General features: G+C 72.8%; 14 protein-coding genes and 2 pseudogenes. 4 read left to right on the forward strand and 12 right to left on the reverse strand.

Features of this window, described 5'->3' with window-relative positions:
* Nucleotides 1–125 precede the first annotated feature (125 nt).
* Nucleotides 126–407: a hypothetical protein gene (locus OOJ91_RS28195; protein ID WP_266251446.1), complete on the reverse strand. Its 282-nt coding sequence runs from the start codon at nucleotides 405–407 to the stop codon at nucleotides 126–128.
* A gap of 367 nt (nucleotides 408–774) precedes the next feature.
* On the opposite strand from OOJ91_RS28195, the gene OOJ91_RS28200 reads away from it, so the two are divergent.
* Together OOJ91_RS28200 and OOJ91_RS28205 are read left to right on the forward strand one after the other, a co-directional pair.
* Nucleotides 775–1,941 carry a helix-turn-helix domain-containing protein gene (locus tag OOJ91_RS28200; RefSeq protein ID WP_266249896.1) on the forward strand — a complete coding sequence of 389 codons (1,167 nt, stop codon included), beginning with the start codon at nucleotides 775–777 and terminating at the stop codon, nucleotides 1,939–1,941.
* 10 nt (nucleotides 1,942–1,951) lie between these two features.
* On the forward strand, nucleotides 1,952–2,662 hold the full coding sequence (locus tag OOJ91_RS28205) for a 5-formyltetrahydrofolate cyclo-ligase (RefSeq protein WP_266249897.1): 711 nt from the start codon (nucleotides 1,952–1,954) through the stop codon (nucleotides 2,660–2,662).
* A gap of 457 nt (nucleotides 2,663–3,119) precedes the next feature.
* On the opposite strand, the pseudogene OOJ91_RS28210 reads toward OOJ91_RS28205, so the two are convergent.
* Both OOJ91_RS28210 and OOJ91_RS28215 read right to left on the reverse strand, forming a co-directional pair.
* Nucleotides 3,120–3,535, reverse strand: a pseudogene (locus tag OOJ91_RS28210) (phenylalanine--tRNA ligase subunit beta); the annotation flags it as partial.
* A pseudogene (locus OOJ91_RS28215) lies at nucleotides 3,536–3,722 on the reverse strand (N-acetyl-gamma-glutamyl-phosphate reductase); the annotation flags it as partial.
* Between the two features lie 73 nt (nucleotides 3,723–3,795).
* Between OOJ91_RS28215 and OOJ91_RS28220 the strand changes: the two are divergent.
* Entirely contained in the window at nucleotides 3,796–5,637 is a 1,842-nt protein-coding gene (locus OOJ91_RS28220; protein WP_266249898.1) for an AfsR/SARP family transcriptional regulator, read from the forward strand.
* Here OOJ91_RS28220 and OOJ91_RS28225 read toward each other — a convergent pair.
* Genes OOJ91_RS28225 through OOJ91_RS28235 form a run of 3 tightly spaced genes read right to left on the reverse strand, consistent with a single transcriptional unit; the run spans nucleotide 5,607 to nucleotide 8,578 of the window.
* On the reverse strand, nucleotides 5,607–7,451 hold the full coding sequence (locus OOJ91_RS28225) for an ABC transporter ATP-binding protein (RefSeq protein WP_266249899.1): 1,845 nt from the start codon (nucleotides 7,449–7,451) through the stop codon (nucleotides 5,607–5,609). The two genes, OOJ91_RS28220 and OOJ91_RS28225, sit on opposite strands and share 31 nt — an antisense overlap.
* Nucleotides 7,448–7,987, reverse strand: coding sequence for a TlpA family protein disulfide reductase (locus OOJ91_RS28230; RefSeq protein ID WP_266249900.1), 540 nt, complete (start codon nucleotides 7,985–7,987; stop codon nucleotides 7,448–7,450). Before OOJ91_RS28230 ends, OOJ91_RS28225 begins: the two co-directional genes overlap by 4 nt.
* A 36-nt stretch (nucleotides 7,988–8,023) precedes the next feature.
* Entirely contained in the window at nucleotides 8,024–8,578 is a 555-nt protein-coding gene (locus tag OOJ91_RS28235) for a MauE/DoxX family redox-associated membrane protein (protein ID WP_266249901.1), read from the reverse strand.
* Nucleotides 8,579–8,733: 155 nt separating this feature from the next.
* On the opposite strand from OOJ91_RS28235, the gene OOJ91_RS28240 reads away from it, so the two are divergent.
* Nucleotides 8,734–8,949, forward strand: coding sequence for a hypothetical protein (locus OOJ91_RS28240; protein WP_266249902.1), 216 nt, complete (start codon nucleotides 8,734–8,736; stop codon nucleotides 8,947–8,949).
* A gap of 89 nt (nucleotides 8,950–9,038) precedes the next feature.
* Here OOJ91_RS28240 and OOJ91_RS28245 read toward each other — a convergent pair whose 3' ends face one another.
* The 6 genes from OOJ91_RS28245 to rpmI form a co-directional block, all read right to left on the reverse strand.
* Nucleotides 9,039–9,512: a S26 family signal peptidase gene (locus OOJ91_RS28245; RefSeq protein WP_266249903.1), complete on the reverse strand. Its 474-nt coding sequence runs from the start codon at nucleotides 9,510–9,512 to the stop codon at nucleotides 9,039–9,041.
* 3 nt (nucleotides 9,513–9,515) lie between these two features.
* Nucleotides 9,516–12,062, reverse strand: coding sequence for a phenylalanine--tRNA ligase subunit beta (gene pheT / locus OOJ91_RS28250; protein WP_266249904.1), 2,547 nt, complete (start codon nucleotides 12,060–12,062; stop codon nucleotides 9,516–9,518).
* A gap of 40 nt (nucleotides 12,063–12,102) precedes the next feature.
* A complete protein-coding gene (gene pheS, locus OOJ91_RS28255; RefSeq protein WP_266249905.1) occupies nucleotides 12,103–13,170 on the reverse strand; it encodes a phenylalanine--tRNA ligase subunit alpha in 1,068 nt (355 codons plus the stop codon).
* 220 nt (nucleotides 13,171–13,390) lie between these two features.
* Nucleotides 13,391–14,188 carry a TrmH family RNA methyltransferase gene (locus tag OOJ91_RS28260; RefSeq protein ID WP_439117137.1) on the reverse strand — a complete coding sequence of 266 codons (798 nt, stop codon included), beginning with the start codon at nucleotides 14,186–14,188 and terminating at the stop codon, nucleotides 13,391–13,393.
* 83 nt (nucleotides 14,189–14,271) lie between these two features.
* Nucleotides 14,272–14,664, reverse strand: coding sequence for a 50S ribosomal protein L20 (rplT, locus tag OOJ91_RS28265; protein ID WP_007458417.1), 393 nt, complete (start codon nucleotides 14,662–14,664; stop codon nucleotides 14,272–14,274).
* 32 nt (nucleotides 14,665–14,696) lie between these two features.
* Nucleotides 14,697–14,891 carry a 50S ribosomal protein L35 gene (gene rpmI / locus OOJ91_RS28270; protein WP_007458415.1) on the reverse strand — a complete coding sequence of 65 codons (195 nt, stop codon included), beginning with the start codon at nucleotides 14,889–14,891 and terminating at the stop codon, nucleotides 14,697–14,699.
* Between the last annotated feature and the right edge of the window lie 10 nt (nucleotides 14,892–14,901).

The following is a 14,901-nucleotide window of genomic DNA, read 5'->3' on the forward strand; positions in this document are numbered from 1 at the left end:
CCGCATGACTATGCAGCGAAGATTAACAAGGACGACTCACAAGTGCAAGTTCATGCAGAGCAGTGCATGCTAATGAGCGGATGGACGTATGGTGTTGTACCCCGACCCGGCGAGCGGGAAGCCCTTCATGCTTCCGGCTCCTCGGGCTGTGGAGAGCCGATCGCAGTCGTCCGGTCGGAGCGGGTGTGTCGGGCGGGCCAGCCAAGGAACCGGTCGAACATGTCACTGGCGCACCCGGTGGTGGTGGGGTTGAGCTTGTGCAGGTCGTCGATGGCGTCATGGAGCAGACGGGCCAGGTAGAGGAACAGGCTGACCCGGTTGCCGTCGTACTCGGTGACGAGAGCGAGCTTTGCCCGGCCACAGGGCCAGGGTTGGCCGCAGGCACGGCAGAGCCAGATCGGGCGCAGCGGAGTGTGCTCTCTGGGCTCGGAGTCGAGGCGTCGGGCTTGGGTAAGGCGCGTGGGCTCCTCCTGGGGCCGGGCGGCAGATGACGGTCCGGTGGCATCGAGCCGGTCTCGCTCCTGGGCGCTCACGTCTTTCCCCACTCAGTAGGTCGGGCTTGGAATGGCTGCGGAACGGGCGGGAGCTGACGTAGTCGCCACGCCTTGCACAGCGGCTTCTGCTCTCACCCGTCTCGGCCATGCGTCTACACAAGCCCCGACGGTCGCTGGTGCCCAGCGCGGCAACGACGCAGAACTGACGCATCCCCATTGCGTCACAGGATGTGAGCTGGGTGAATGGACCGTGACGAATGGCGGCGAAGGGAGGCGGCACGTGGCGGATAGGCGTCGGCACCGGCTGGCCCAGCGCCGCAAGACGATCGGCCTGAGCCAGGAACGCCTCGCCGAAGCCCTCGGCGTCGACCGCTCCACAGTCGTGCGGTGGGAACGGGCGGAGACTGACCCGCAGCCCTGGCACCGGCCGCGCCTCGCCGCGGCCCTCACGCTGTCGATCGAGGAGCTGGCCGACCTCCTGGCCGACGTCGGCCAGACACCGGCACCGCCCGCCGAGCGTCTCGGCTACGTGCTGCGCAACCCTGGCCGCGTCGACCTGATCGCTGTGGCGCACCTGAGGGAGCGCGTGCGGCGCCTCGACGAGCGCTACGACCAGACACCCTCGACGCTCCTGCTCGCCGAGGCCGGCCAACTACACGGTCAGACAATCTTCCTTCGCCAGCACGCCAACAACGGGCCGGTTCAGCGCGAGTTGGCGGCAGCAGTCGCCGAGTCCGCGACGCTGATGGGCCAACTCGTCTGGGACGCCTCGCAGCGGCGCGACCATGTCGCCAGCGCCGCCTACTTCGACCGGGCGATCAGCGCGGCCCAGGAAACGCGAGACCCGGTCACCGAGGCCAACGCGTTGCTCCGTAAGAGCTACGTCGCCCTCTACGGCACCAAGCAACCCAACACCGGTCTCGTCCTAACGATCCGCGCCGCCGCCGTCAGTCACAACGACAGTCACGTCATCGCCGGCCTCGCCCAACTGCACCGGGCTGAGGCACACGCGATGCTCGGTCAGGCCGAGGATTGCTCCGACGCTCTCGGTGCCGCTGAAGCTCACTTCACCGCCGTCGACGCCCGAGACCCAGCCACCGACATCTTCTGCCCCAGCCACTACACGAGACTCGCGGGCTCCTGCTGGCTCTCCCTCAACAAGCCCGACCAAGCAGTGCCAGCGCTGGAGAACGCCCGACAACTGATCGCCGCACGCCGCAAATCCACGGCCGTCATCCTCGGCAACCTCGCCCTCGCCAGCATCCTCCAACGCGACGTGGACGCCGCAACGTCCTACCTGCAGCAGGCCATCGACGTCATCGAGACAACCCGTGCCGGCGGCGGACTCAACCTCGCCTTCGCCGCCGCGAGACAGCTACGCCCCTGGCGCAACGAGCCCTCGGTCCAGGACGTGAACGACCGACTCCTCACCCTCATGAACCCGTAGGAGCACCAACGTGACCGACATCGACCGCGCCAAACACGCCGTTCGGCACCACGTATGGGACCTCCTCGAACGTCAGGGCGCCGCCCCACCCGGCGTGCACGGTCACATCCCTGACTTCGTCGGCAAGGAGGAGGCCGCAGCCCACCTCGCGGAGCTGGACATCTGGAAGAACGCCCGAGTCATCAAATGCAACCCGGACCGGGCCCAACTTCCCGTCCGGGTACGAGCCCTGAGGGAAGGCAAACTGCTCTACATGGCGGTCCCGAAACTCGCCACCCCAAAGCCCTTCTATTTGCTCGACCCCGCCAGCCTCACCGCACCAATGGAGACCGCAGTTACCAGTAGCGGCGCACCGCAGGTCGCTCCCACCGTGGGACCCGACGAGATGCGTCCGGTGGACCTCATCGTCTGCGGCAGCGTCGCTGTCAGTCGCCACAGCGGCGTGCGGGTCGGCAAGGGCGCCGGCTACTCCGACCTGGAGATCGCCCTCCTCACCGAGGCCGGACTCGTCACCGCCGAGACCGCCATCGCCACCACGATCCACCAGACCCAACTCCTCGATGACGAGCTGCCCCATGCGGACCATGACTTCAGCGTCGACTTCGCGATCACGCCGAACGAGGTAGTGACCTGCAGACCCGACCGGGGACGACCGCCCAGCATCATCAGATCAAACCTTCGTCAAGATCAGCTCGACAGCATCCCGATACTGCTCGCCTAGCGGTTGGAGGCGACCTGGCCGGTGTAGCTCGAAGCTGCTTAGCCAGGGCACCCCTGTCGGTGTCATGAGAGAACGGGCGTCGGTGCGGGACATTTGTGCAACGACCACGATCTCGCTTTCTGTACCGGCGTATCACCCGGCCATGGGAGCCCGCCCCGCTATCCGAGGCTCAATAGGCATCGCAACCGCCGTGCCAGATGACGGAAGAGACTTTGCCGACAGGAGAACCGTCTCGCGTGGCCGGCGGCGTTCGCCGGCACAGCACCAGTCCCTCCATACCCGACGCTGGCCGATGCTCCCGAGGGTCCGCCGAGCACCCAACCAATGACAATGGATATTGAGAAGGCCCCCATCTGACGTATAACGCAAGGTCAGGACCTTCTCAACGATATGCCGCTAGGGACTTGATTCCCAAACCCGAGGATTAAGAGATCGCGGGGCGGGGACGGGTCTCCGATTACGCGCCGCGCAGGGTCGCGCCGAAGCGTTCCGCCGCCACGGCGACCGCCGCGTCGCGGGCCGCCAGCGCCTCCTCGACCGTGAGCGTCCGGTCCGGCGCACGGAAGGTGACCGGCGACCCGCGCCGAGCTGCGCGCCCGCGTACACGTCGAACAGCCGCACGTCCTCCAGCAGCTCACCGGCGCCCGCCTCCAGCGCCCGGCGCACCTGCTCGGCCGGCACCGAGTCGTCAAGCACCAACGCCACGTCGATAAGCGCCGGCGGGAAGCCGGACACCGTCGGCGCGGGCGTCACCGGGGTCGACGGCAGCGCCCCGAGGTCCAGTTCCAGCGCGCAGGTGCGGCGGGGCAGCTCCAGCGCCGCCACCACGGTCGGGTGCAGCTCGCCGGCGTGCCCGACTACCGCACCGTCGACCTCGCCGTGGGGCAGCGCCAGAAGACCAGGTCGGCGTCTGCCAGGGTCGGCGGGTCGGTCTCGCCGAGCACCAGGTCGAGCCCGGTGAGCTGCGGGTGCACCACGTCGACGCGGTGCCGGCCTGGCGGTGCGCGGTGGCGGTGCCCGAGGGTCCGCCGAAAAGGACTCGACTGAGTGGCCACTCAATCGACTAGCATCATTCCCTGACGGTGGTGGGCCGGCTCGTCCGGTCCGCGTGGGGGCACCTGACGGAGGACGCGATGGCGCTGTCGTTCGAGATCCTCGGTCCGGTCCGGGTGCGTCGCGGCGAGCAGACCCTGCGGGTGCCCGCCGGCCGACCCACCGCCCTCCTGGTCACTCTGCTGCTGCAGGCCGGCGTGTCGGTGCCTGTCGAACGGCTACGCGAGGAGCTGTGGGGCCGGCGACCACCGGCCTCCGCCGTGGCGAACCTGCGCAGCCACGCCAGCGGGCTACGTCACCTGCTCGACTCCCCCGGCCACCCGGCCCGGCTGCCCACCGAGCACGGCGGTTACCTGCTGCGGGTCGAGCCGGGCGAGCTGGACGCCGCCGAGTTCGAACGGCTCGCCACCGAGGGCCACGCGGCACGCATCGGCGGTGAGCCCGAGCTGGCCGCCACCCTGCTGGGCCGCGCGCTGGCGCTCTGGTCACCGACCGACCCACCCCCGGCGTACGGGCCGGCGACCGCGGCGGCCTTCGACCGTCTGCGCGAGCGGCGGGCCGGCGCCCGGGAGACGTACGCGGCCTGCCGGCTGGACCTGGGCGACCGCGGCACGCCGGCGCTGCTGACCCTGCTCCGCGACCACGTCGGCGAGCATCCGCTGCGCGAGCCGGCGTGGGCGCTGCTGATGACAGCCCTGCACCGCGCGGGCGACCAGGCCGGCGCGGTGCGGACCTACCGGGCGGCGTGCCGGGCCCTCGACGGTGAGTTGGGCGTCGCGCCCGGGCCGGAGCTGACCGACCTGTACCGCGAGGTCCGCGGGCACATGCCGCGGTCGCCGGTTCCGCAACGGCGGCGCGTCGCCCCACACACCCGCGACCGTCCGGTCGATGCGCGCGGGCCACGCGTACCGCACGAGCTGCCCTGCCCCGCGGCCCCGTTCGTGGGCCGGCGGAGCGAGCTGGCCCAGCTCCGCGACGCCCTTGCCGTTGCCCGGCAGCAGCCGGTCACCGTCGCGGTCTTCGGCATGGCCGGCACCGGCAAGTCGGCCCTCGCCCTGCGCGCCGCGGCCGAGGCGCTGGACGCCTTCCCCGACGGCCAACTCCACGTCGACCTCGGCGGGTCGGTCGCCGACACCCCGCCGCCCCCGTTGCAGGTCGCCACGCGCGTGCTGCGGGCCCTGCACCCCGGCGCCGACGAGCCGGAGCCGGCCGGCCTCGCGGAGGCCCGGGCCCGCGTCCGGTCCCTGCTGTTCGACCGCCGGGTGCTGCTGGTGCTCGACGACGCCGCCGACGCCGCCCAGGTCGACGGCCTGCTGCCGGTACGCGGCGGATGTGCCCTGCTGGTGACCAGCCGCACCCCGGTGACCACCGGCGACGCCCCGGCACTGCGGCTCGACCCGCTGCCGGCCGCCGAGGCGTTGGCGCTGCTGCGGGCGACCGCCGGAGACCGCCCGGTCGACGAGGAGCCGGAGGCGGCGTCGGCGGTGGTCAACCTCTGCGAGCGGCTGCCGCTCGCGCTGCGTACCGCGTCCCGTCGGCTGGTCGAGGGGCCACACTGGTCGTTGACCCGGCTGGCGCGGCTGCTGCGCGACGAGCGGTACCGGCTCGCCGAGACCGGGCTGGGGCCTCGGCTCGGCGCCAGCTACCGCCGGCTCGGCTCGGCGGCGCCGATCTTCCTCCGGCTCTGCCGGGCCCGCCCCGGGCCGGTCACCGCGGAGCTGACCGCCGCGCTGACCGGAGCGCCACGGGAGGACGCGGCACGCGCGCTGGACCGGCTGGTCGCCGCACAGCTCGCCGAGCCGGCCGGGCCCGGCCGGTTTCACATCGGCGACCTCGTGCGGCTCTACGCCGCCGAACTCGCCGCCACCGAGGCGTGCGGGGACCGCACCGGTCAGGCCGGGGCCGGCGCGTCCTGGCGGTAGCCACGGGCCTGGAGGGTGAACAACCGGGCGTACCCGCCGCCGGCGGCGAGCAACAGGTCGTGGTCCCCGCGCTCGACGACCTGCCCGTCGGCGAGCACCACGATGGCGTCCGCGTCCCGCACCGCGTTGAGCCGGTGCGAGATGAGCAGGCTTGTCCGACCCCGGCGCAACTCCCGCAGCCGCTGGTTGAGGTCGTGCTCGGCCTCGGCATCAAGACCCGAGCTGGGCTCGTCGAGGATGAGCAGATCCCGGTCGGCCCGCAGGAACCCCCGCGCCAGCGCCACCCGCTGCCACTGGCCACCGGAGAGCACCACCCCGGCCTGCGGGTCGTCCCGGTCCGGGCCGTCGAAGAAGATCCGGGTCAGCAGGGTGTCGTAGCCGCGGGGCAACGCGGCCAGCGCGTCGTCGATGCCCGCGTAGCGGGCGGCGGCTCGCAGCCGCTCCGGGTCGTCGCGCGCGCTCAGGTCGCCGAGCGCGATGTTCTCCGCCGCGCTGAGGTCGTACGGCATGAAGTCCTGGAACACCGCGCCCAGCCGCGCCCGCAGCGCCGCCGGGTCCAGCTCGCGCAGGTCGACCCCGTCCCAGAGGATGCTGCCGCGCTCCGGGTCGTAGAACCGGCAGAGCAGCTTGACCAGGGTGCTCTTGCCGGCGCCGTTGAGCCCGACCAGCGCGGTGGTGGTGCCGGCCGGCAGGTGCAGGTTCACGCCGCGCAGCACCCACGGATGCTGCGGTGAGTAGCGGAACCAGACGTCGCGCAGCTCGATGCCCTCGCTCAGCGGCGGCACCGGTCGGGGGGTGGCCGGCACCGGCAGGTCCGGCTCGACGTGCGCCACCTGGTCGTAGTGGTCGAAGAGCAGCAGCGCCTGGTGCATCGCGCCGAGCTGGCCGACCAGGCTGCCGAGCGCGCCCTGCACCCCGGGCACGGCGGCCAGGTAGATCACGACGTCGCCGGGGGTCAGCCCGCCGGATCGGGCGACCGAGATCGTGTAGATCACCCCGATGCCGGCCACCGTCGCGCCGAGCAGGCCGAGCACCGCCTGAGCGCGTACCTCCCGACGGTCGAGTCGTTGCTCCACCCGATGCATGCCGTGCAGCTCGTCGAGCATCCGGTCGCCGAAGAACCGGCCCAGACCGAACAGCCGCACCTCCTTCGCCGCCGGTACGCCCACCAGCAACTGGGCGAAGAACAGGTCCCGCCGCTGGAAGTGCTCCAGCCGCAGCACCATCGCCGCGCGGGCCCGGTTGAGCCGTAGCTGCATCCACAGGGTGGGCAGCGCGGCGAGGAGCACCAGCGCCCCGATCAGCGGGTTGAGCACCAGCAGCACGCCGAGGAACCCCGTCATCGCCAGCACGCTCTGCACCGCGCCGAACGCGTTTCCGGTCAGCTGGGTGGGGCCGATGTGGCCGGTCTGCTGGGCCGCCTGCAACCGGTCCTGAAATTCCGGGTCCTCAAGCCGGACCAGCCCGATCAGGCGCTGCACCGCGTCGTACAGCCGGCGGCGCACCAGCCGTGACACCGCCCGGGTCCGCTCCGCCGCCACGTACGTGCGCAGGTGCGGCAGGACCGTCCCGAGCGCGGCGGCGACCGCCAGCCCGGCGCCGAGCGCGGTCAGCGGGACACCGCCCCCGCCTCCACCGGTGAGCCGGTCCAGCAGCAGCTTCGTCAGGCCGGCCACGAGGACCGGGGTCAACCCGGCCAGGATCGCGAGCACCAGGTCCGCCGCCGTGCCGGCCGGAGCCGCCCGCCAGGTCAGGCCGAGGGCCGCCCGGGCGTGCCGGGCGGCCCGTCGCGGTACCAGCCGGAACCCGGTCACCGCGCCACCGGCAGGTCCAACCGGGCGATGCCGAACGCCGTCGACGCGACGATCCCGCGCTCGTCGAGCAGGCCGAACGCCGGGAAACCCTTGACGCCGAACGCGAGCGGAAGCGCCCCGGTGCCGGGTTCGACGAAGACTGTCGCCAGCCCGGCGAACTGCTCGGCGTACGGCTGGGTCTCCGGGCCCTTGCCGACGACGACGATCCAGACGTGCTCGGTCCCGCCGGGCATCGTCCGGGCCCGGTCGACGAGCACCGGCAACTGCTCCTCGCAGTGCTCACAGCTCGGCGAGAGGAACGCCACGAGGGTCATCGGCGGCAGGTCGGCGCGCGAGAACACCCGACCGTCCACGGTGGACGAGACGAAGTCGCCGGGGATCGAGCCCACCTCCAGCATGACCGCCGGCGGCTGGCCCTGCTGGTCGCTGAGCAGGTCGGAGTGCTCGCGCAGCCGGCGGATCACGCCAAGCATCAGGACCAGGTTGAGCAGGCCGAGGACGGCGACGAGGACGACGGCGACGGTCAACAGCGCCATGAGGGCTCCTTCGGGGTGCGGGGATGCGAACCGGGGTCAGTGCCGCCCGGCCGGGCGGGTCGGCCGCGACGGTGTGGGAGCGAAGAGGGCGGCCAGGTCGTCGAGGCGGACCACCACGGCCGCGAGCGGGACCGCGACGCCGACGGCGAGCAGCACTGTCGGCCCGGACGGCGACGACCCGGCCGCGGTGGCCCCGCCGAGCAGACCGAGCAGCGCCACCACCGCGAGGACGACGTTGCGGATCACGTGCCGCGCGCCGATCGGCGCGGCACCGACGCCGAAGCAGCGGCAGGCGGGCCGGGCGCCGCGGCGCAGCGCCCCGACGATCGCGGCGGTGAGCACACCGAGCAGCCCGGCGGCGAGCACCAGCCCGGCGGGGGCCGTCCGCCCGACGGTGAGCAGCACCACCACGGCGGCCTCGGTGGCGACCGCGAGGCGGGCGACCGGCGACGCCCACCGGGTGGGTACGCCGAACTGGCCCACCGAGCCGACGAACTCGGCGAAGCCCGCTCGGGTCCGCAGCTTGCCGACGACCGCGGCGAGGAACACGAGGGCCAACAGCAGCCGCGCGGTCAGTTCCAGGGCTCGCATCCGTGTGCCACCTCCTTGCCGGGAGGCCCACGCTAGGAGCGGCGGATACATCGCGAATACATCGATGGACATCGACGGAAGTGTCGACTGTACAGGCGGTGTACCGACCCGCCGTAGCGTCCCGGCATCGATCAGTATCGGGAGGAGGTGAACGGATGTTCCGTCGACTGGAGAGCCTGGGCGAGCGGATGCTCGGCGTGTTCGTACCCAAGGTGACGGCGGCCGCCGGCTGTCCGCCGGACCCGTGGTGCGCGCTCTGTGGGACGTGCTACTTCAAGCGGTGCAGCCAGAACGGTGCCTGCAAGACGACCTGCGGAAGCTGCGGGTACTACTGCAGCGCGGGCGTGAGCACGATGAGCGCTCTCTGCTGAGGCGCTGACGGCGTGCCGACCGGCTCTCGGGCCGGACGGCACGCCGTTCCCGTGCCATCGACGCGGGGCTCAGGCCGCCGACGTGGGGCTCAGTCCGTGCCCAGTCGCGGCCGGACCACCACGCCGAGCACGTCCGGTCCGGGGATGTAGCCGCACTCGCGGGAGTCGTAGCTCTGCGACGGGTTGTCCCCGAGCACCACAAGCCGGTCCTCCGGCACCACGCCCTCACCGCCGTGACGCAGCAGCGGCACCCGATCCACCGGCACCGGGTCACCGGGCACCGCGTACGCCCGCTTGATCAGCAGACCGGGCGTGCCCGGCGCGTCCGGACGGCTCGGATGGCCGGCGGTCATCCGGGCCGGAGCCACCACCACGACCACGTCACCGGGCCGGATCCGGGCCAGCGGCACCCGCCGGGCCAGCACCCGGTCACCTGAGCGCAACGTCGGCTCCATGCTGCGCCCCACCACCGCGACCAGCAGCAGGTGCCGGCGAGCCCAGAGCAGGCCGGCGGTGGCCACCGCGAGCACGGCGGCCACCGCGAGCCATCCCAGCACCGGCATCGCTCAGGCGCCGCGCAGGGTGGCGCCGAAGCGTTCCGCCGCCACGGCGACCGCCGCGTCGCGGGCCGCCAGCGCCTCCTCGACGGTCAGCGTCCGGTCCGGCGCACGGAAGGTGAGCTTGTACGCAAGCGACCGGCGACCCGCGCCGAGCTGCGCGCCCGCGTACACGTCGAACAGCCGCACGTCCTCCAGCAGCTCACCGGCGCCCGCCTCCAGCGCCCGGCGCACCTGCTCGGCCGGCACCGAGTCGTCAAGCACCAACGCCACGTCGATAAGCGCCGGCGGGAAGCCGGACACCGTCGGCGCGGGCGTCACCGGGGTCGACGGCAGCGCGTCGAGGTCCAGTTCCAGCGCGCAGGTGCGGCGGGGCAGCTCCAGCGCCGCCACCACGGTCGGGTGCAGCTCGCCGGCGTGCCCGACGACCGCGCCGTCGACGCGCAGCTCGGCGCAGCGGCCCGGGTGCCAGGGCGCGTACTCGGCGGCACGCACCTCGACCCACTCGTCGGGGATCCCGGCGGCGGCCAGCACGTCACGGGCCGACTCGATGGCGTCCGCCCAGCCGGCCGGTCGACCCGCGCCCCACCAGCCGGCCGGATCGAGGTCGCCGGCGAGCACCGCCGCGACGTGCACCGGCTGCGCCGGCACCACGGCGTCGGCGGCGGCGAACTCCGCGTCGGTCGGGCGGCGGTCCACGCCCATGGCCGGCGGGCTGCCCGCGCCGAGACGCGGGTGGAAGACCGCCCCGATCTCGTAGAGGGCGAGGTCGCGGTGACCCCGGCCCAGGTTGCGCTTGAGGATGCCGAGCAGCGGGCCGAGCAGCGTGGTGCGCAGCAGCGGCTCCTCCTCGGACAGCGGGTTGGCCAGCCGCACCGCCGGTCGGCGCGGATCGTCGGCCGGCAGGCCGAGCTGGTCGGCCAGCTCCGGCGACACGAAGGGGTGCGCGAGCACCTCCACGTACCCCCGCTCGGCAAGCGACCCGGCGACGGCCCGACGCCGGCGCTGGCGCGGGGTCAGCCCGCGACCGGGCGGCGCGGTCGGCAGCACCGACGGCACGCGGTCGTACCCGTCGAGGCGGACGACCTCCTCGACCAGGTCGGCCGGGTCGGTCAGGTCGGGTCGCCAGGTCGGCGGGGTGACGCTCAGCGCCACCCCCGCGCCGCTTGCCACGCCGACCGCGCCCGGGTCCTCGGACAGCCGGTCCGCGCCCTGCGCGACGGTGCAGCCGACCCGCTCCAGCAGGGCGACGACCCGCGCCGGGGGGTACTCCACGCCGACCCGCCGGGTCGGCAGGTCCGCCGGAAGGCTGATCGGGGTACGCGGCCGGACGTGGTCGATGTCCAGGATCTCCGCGCTCGGCGTGCCCCCGCCGTGCTCGGTGAGCAGTCGCACGGCGCGCTCCAGCGCGACAAGCGCCACGGCCGGGTCGACGCCCCGCTCCCAGCGCTTCGCGGCCTCGCTGAACAGCTTGTGCCGGCGGGCCGTGCGCCCGACCATCGCCGGGTCCCAGTGCGCCGCCTCGAAGAGCACAGTGGTGGTGCCGGCGACGACCTCGCTGGTCTCGCCGCCCATCACCGCCGCCAGGGAGATCGGCCCCGTGTCGTCGCAGATGACCATGTCGTCGGCGGTGAGCACCCGGTTGACCCCGTCGAGGGTGGTCAGCTTCTCCCCCGCCTCGGCGCGACGGACCACAAGCGGCCCGACGATCCGGTCGGCGTCGAAGGCGTGCATCGGCTGGCCCAGCTCCAGCATCACGTAGTTGGTGATGTCCACGGGCAGCGAGATACTGCGGATGCCCGCGGTGACAAGTCGCTGCGCCATCCACGACGGCGTGGGCGCGGTCGGGTCGACGCCACGGACCAGGCGGGCGGTGAACCGGTCGCAGCCGACCGTGTCACGGACCTCCACCGGGTACGGCGGCGTCGCCGTGCCGCCCGGCGCGGGCATCAGGGCCGGGTCGCGCAGCGGTACGTCGAACGCGTGCGACAGCTCCCGGGCCAGGCCGCGCAGGCTCAGCGCGTACCCCCGGTCCGGGGTGATCTCCAGCTCGAACACGACGTCGTCGAGGCCGACGACGGGCCGCGCGTCGTCGCCGGGCTTGGCCGACACCTCAGGCGGCAGCACGATGATGCCGGAGTGGTCGTCGCCCAGGCCCAGCTCCTTCGCCGAGCAGATCATGCCGGCCGAGTTGTGCCCGTACGTCTTGCGGGCGCCGATGGCGAACCCACCGGGCAGCACACCGCCGGGCAGGATCACCACCACCCGGTCACCGGGGGCGAAGTTGCGCGCCCCACAGACGATCTCCTGCGGCTCGCCGGTGCCGTTGGCGGCGCCCACGTCGACCCGGCAGAACCGGATCGGCTTCTTGAAACCGGTGAGCTCCTCGACCTCGCGGACCTCACCGACGACGAGCTGACCGGTGACGCTCTCGCGCAGGTCCACCACGGACTCGACCTCGATGCCGAGATCGACGAGTGCCTGCTCCAGGTCACCGGTGGGCAGATCGGCGGGGAGGTCGACGTACTCCCGCAGCCAACTGACAGAAACTCGCATGACGTCAGACCACCGTTCCCGTGTCTCGTACCCGCATCGCCTACGCCCCGGTCCCGAGCGCGCGGCTGAACCGCACGTCGCCCTCGAAGAGATGGCGGATGTCGCTGACCCCGTGCCGGATCATCAGGGTCCGGTCGATGCCCATGCCGAAGGCGAATCCGGAGTAGACCTCCGGGTCGACGCCGCAGGCGCGCAGCACCCGCGGGTTGACCATCCCGCAGCCGCCCCACTCGACCCACTGCGGGCCGTCGCGGTGCTCCGGGAACCACACGTCGAACTCCGCCGACGGCTCGGTGAACGGGAAGTAGTGCGGCCGCCACCGGGTCTTCGCCTCCGGACCGAACATGGCCCGGGCGAAGTGGTCGAGGGTGCCCCGCAGGTGCGCCATCGTGATGCCCTTGTCGACCACCAGGCCCTCGGCCTGGTGGAACACCGGGCTGTGGGTGGCGTCGATCTCGTCGGTGCGGTAGACGCGGCCGGGCACGATCACGTAGATCGGCGGCTTGCGGCTGAGCATCGTACGGGTCTGCACCGTCGACGTGTGCGTGCGCAGCACCAGGCCGGAGCCCTCCGGTGCGATGTGGAAGGTGTCCATCAGCCCGCGCGCCGGGTGGTCGGCGGGGATGTTCAGCGCGTCGAAGTTGACCCACTCCAGGTCGACCTCGGGCCCCTCGGCCACCTCGTAGCCCATCCCGACGAAGAGGTCGCTTATCGACTCCATCAGGGTGCTCAGCGGATGCCGGGCGCCCCGGGGGCGCCTGTCGAAGGGCAGGGTGACGTCCACCCGCTCCTCCACGAGCACCCGCTCGGCCTGCTCGCGCTCCAGCACCTCGGCGCGGTCGGCGTAGGCGGTCTCGATCGCCCGGCGGGCCTCGTTGACCCGCTTGCCGGCGTCGGACTTCGCGGCCGGCGGCAGCGCGCCGATCTCCCGGCGCGCGAGGGAGACCGGGGACCGGTCGCCGAGGTGCGCGGGGCGCAGCGCGGTCAGCGCGTCCGGGTCGACGGCGGCGGTGAACGCCTTCGTGGCGTCCGCGACGGCCTCATCCAGCGCGGCGGGGTCGAGCAGGGCGACCTGTTTCGGGTCGTACGGATCGTTGCGGTAGGTCATGGCGTACGGGCACTCCCTCACGGCGGCGCCAACCCTCAGCGGGGCGGCTAGGCGAGTCTACGGACGCGCGGCTGTGCCGCAGCCCGCCGGTAGGAGTCCGTGCAGGAAGCAGGTCAGGCCCGCCGCCCGCCGACACCGGCGGGCTGGCTAAACGAACGCCGTTGCGCGTTCATGGACGGACGCTCTCCCCTGCTGTCGATCGCGCCGGGTGCGGACACCGTCAGCGCTGTGCTCTCGCTGAAGCGTACAGGCAGACCGCCGCCGCGGCAGCCAGGTTGAGGCTCTCCGCGCGCCCGTACAGGGGCACCCGCACGCGGGCGTCGGCGGTGGCTGTCAACTCCTCGGGCAGCCCGTGCGCCTCCGAGCCGAACAGCCAGGCGGTGGGCCCGACGAGCCGGCCGTAGTCGGTCAGGTCGTCCAGGTCGTCGTCGCCGTACCCAGTGGTGGCGAAGATCGACAGCCCGGCGGCGCGCAGCGCGTCGACGACCACGACCGGGTCGGCGGCGCGCACCACGTCGACGTGGAAGAGGCTGCCGGCCGAGGCCCGGACGCACTTGCCGTTGTAGGGGTCGACGGCGTCCCCGGCGAAGACCACCACGCCCGCGCCTGCCGCGTCGGCGGTGCGCAGCACCGTACCGGCGTTGCCCGGGTCGCGGATCTCGGCGAGCACCGCCACCAGCCGGGGCCCGCCCGCGAGGGCCTGCTCCAGCGACACGTCCAGGTGCCGGCAGACGGCGACCAGCCCCTGCGGGGCGACGGTCTCGGCCAACGCGGCGAGCGCGTCGTCGGTCACCTCGGAGATCGGCACGTCGGCGCGGGCCGCCGTGGCGGCCAGCTCCGGATACCTGTCGAGGGCGGCGGGCGTACCGAACAGCTCGGTGACCACCCCCGGCCGCGCGAGGGCCTCGCGGACGGCCTGCGGGCCCTCGGCCAGGAAACGGCCGGTGGCGTCGCGGTCGCGGCGGCGCTGCAGGCGACGGGCGGCGACAACCCTGGGGGTACGCGGGGTGAAGGCCATGGTGGGTGTTCCTCCGGCACGATTGAGGCGCCCCCCGGACGGCGGTGCCGACACGGGAGACGCCTCGCTCTGGTGCGGGGGGATCAGGCGGCCTGGGCCGCCGCGCCGCCGGTGCCCTCGGCCGTGACCGCGGCCCGGGCCAGCTCGACGATCGCCGCGAAAGAGGCGGCGTCGTTGACGGCCATGTCGGCCAGGATCTTGCGGTCCACCTCGATGCCGGCCAGACGCAGGCCCTGGATCAGGCGGTTGTAGGTCATCCCGTTGGCCCGGGCGCCCGCGTTGATCCGCTGGATCCACAGCTGCCGGAAGTCGCCCTTGCGGTCACGACGGTCCCGGTAGGCGTACTGCATCGAGTGCAGCACCTGCTCCTTGGCCTTGCGGTACAGCCGGGAGCGCTGACCGCGGTAACCACTCGCGGTCTCCAGCAGGGTACGACGCTTCTTCTGGGCGTTTACAGCCCGCTTGACGCGTGCCATCTCAACTCCTTCTTACGTAAAGGTGGCGCGCGTCAGCGGCCGAGCAGCTTCTTGATGCGCTTGACGTCGGCCTTGGCCAGCACGACCGTGCCGGTCAGCCGGCGGGTCTGGGTGGAGGGCTTCTTCTCCAGGTTGTGGCGGAGGCCGGCCTGCTGGGCAACGATCTTGCCCTTGCCGGTCACCTTGACCCGCTTACCCATACCCGTGTGGCTCTTCATCTTCGGCATGTGGAACGTC

This window comes from Micromonospora lupini (assembly GCF_026342015.1).
Lineage (GTDB): Bacteria > Actinomycetota > Actinomycetes > Mycobacteriales > Micromonosporaceae > Micromonospora > Micromonospora lupini_B.

What these genes read in the sequence shown, in the direction of transcription:
- OOJ91_RS28240 (WP_266249902.1), top strand. Translation starts at nt 8,734, where the DNA reads ATGTTCCGTCGACTGGAGAGCCTGGGCGAGCGGATGCTCGGCGTGTTC.
- OOJ91_RS28260 (WP_439117137.1), bottom strand. Translation starts at nt 14,188, where the DNA reads ATGGCCTTCACCCCGCGTACCCCCAGGGTTGTCGCCGCCCGTCGCCTG.
- OOJ91_RS28230 (WP_266249900.1), bottom strand. Translation starts at nt 7,987, where the DNA reads ATGGCGCTGTTGACCGTCGCCGTCGTCCTCGTCGCCGTCCTCGGCCTG.
- pheS (WP_266249905.1), bottom strand. Translation starts at nt 13,170, where the DNA reads ATGACCTACCGCAACGATCCGTACGACCCGAAACAGGTCGCCCTGCTC.
- OOJ91_RS28245 (WP_266249903.1), bottom strand. Translation starts at nt 9,512, where the DNA reads ATGCCGGTGCTGGGATGGCTCGCGGTGGCCGCCGTGCTCGCGGTGGCC.
- rpmI (WP_007458415.1), bottom strand. Translation starts at nt 14,891, where the DNA reads ATGCCGAAGATGAAGAGCCACACGGGTATGGGTAAGCGGGTCAAGGTG.
- pheT (WP_266249904.1), bottom strand. Translation starts at nt 12,062, where the DNA reads ATGCGAGTTTCTGTCAGTTGGCTGCGGGAGTACGTCGACCTCCCCGCC.
- OOJ91_RS28235 (WP_266249901.1), bottom strand. Translation starts at nt 8,578, where the DNA reads ATGCGAGCCCTGGAACTGACCGCGCGGCTGCTGTTGGCCCTCGTGTTC.
- OOJ91_RS28220 (WP_266249898.1), top strand. Translation starts at nt 3,796, where the DNA reads ATGGCGCTGTCGTTCGAGATCCTCGGTCCGGTCCGGGTGCGTCGCGGC.
- rplT (WP_007458417.1), bottom strand. Translation starts at nt 14,664, where the DNA reads ATGGCACGCGTCAAGCGGGCTGTAAACGCCCAGAAGAAGCGTCGTACC.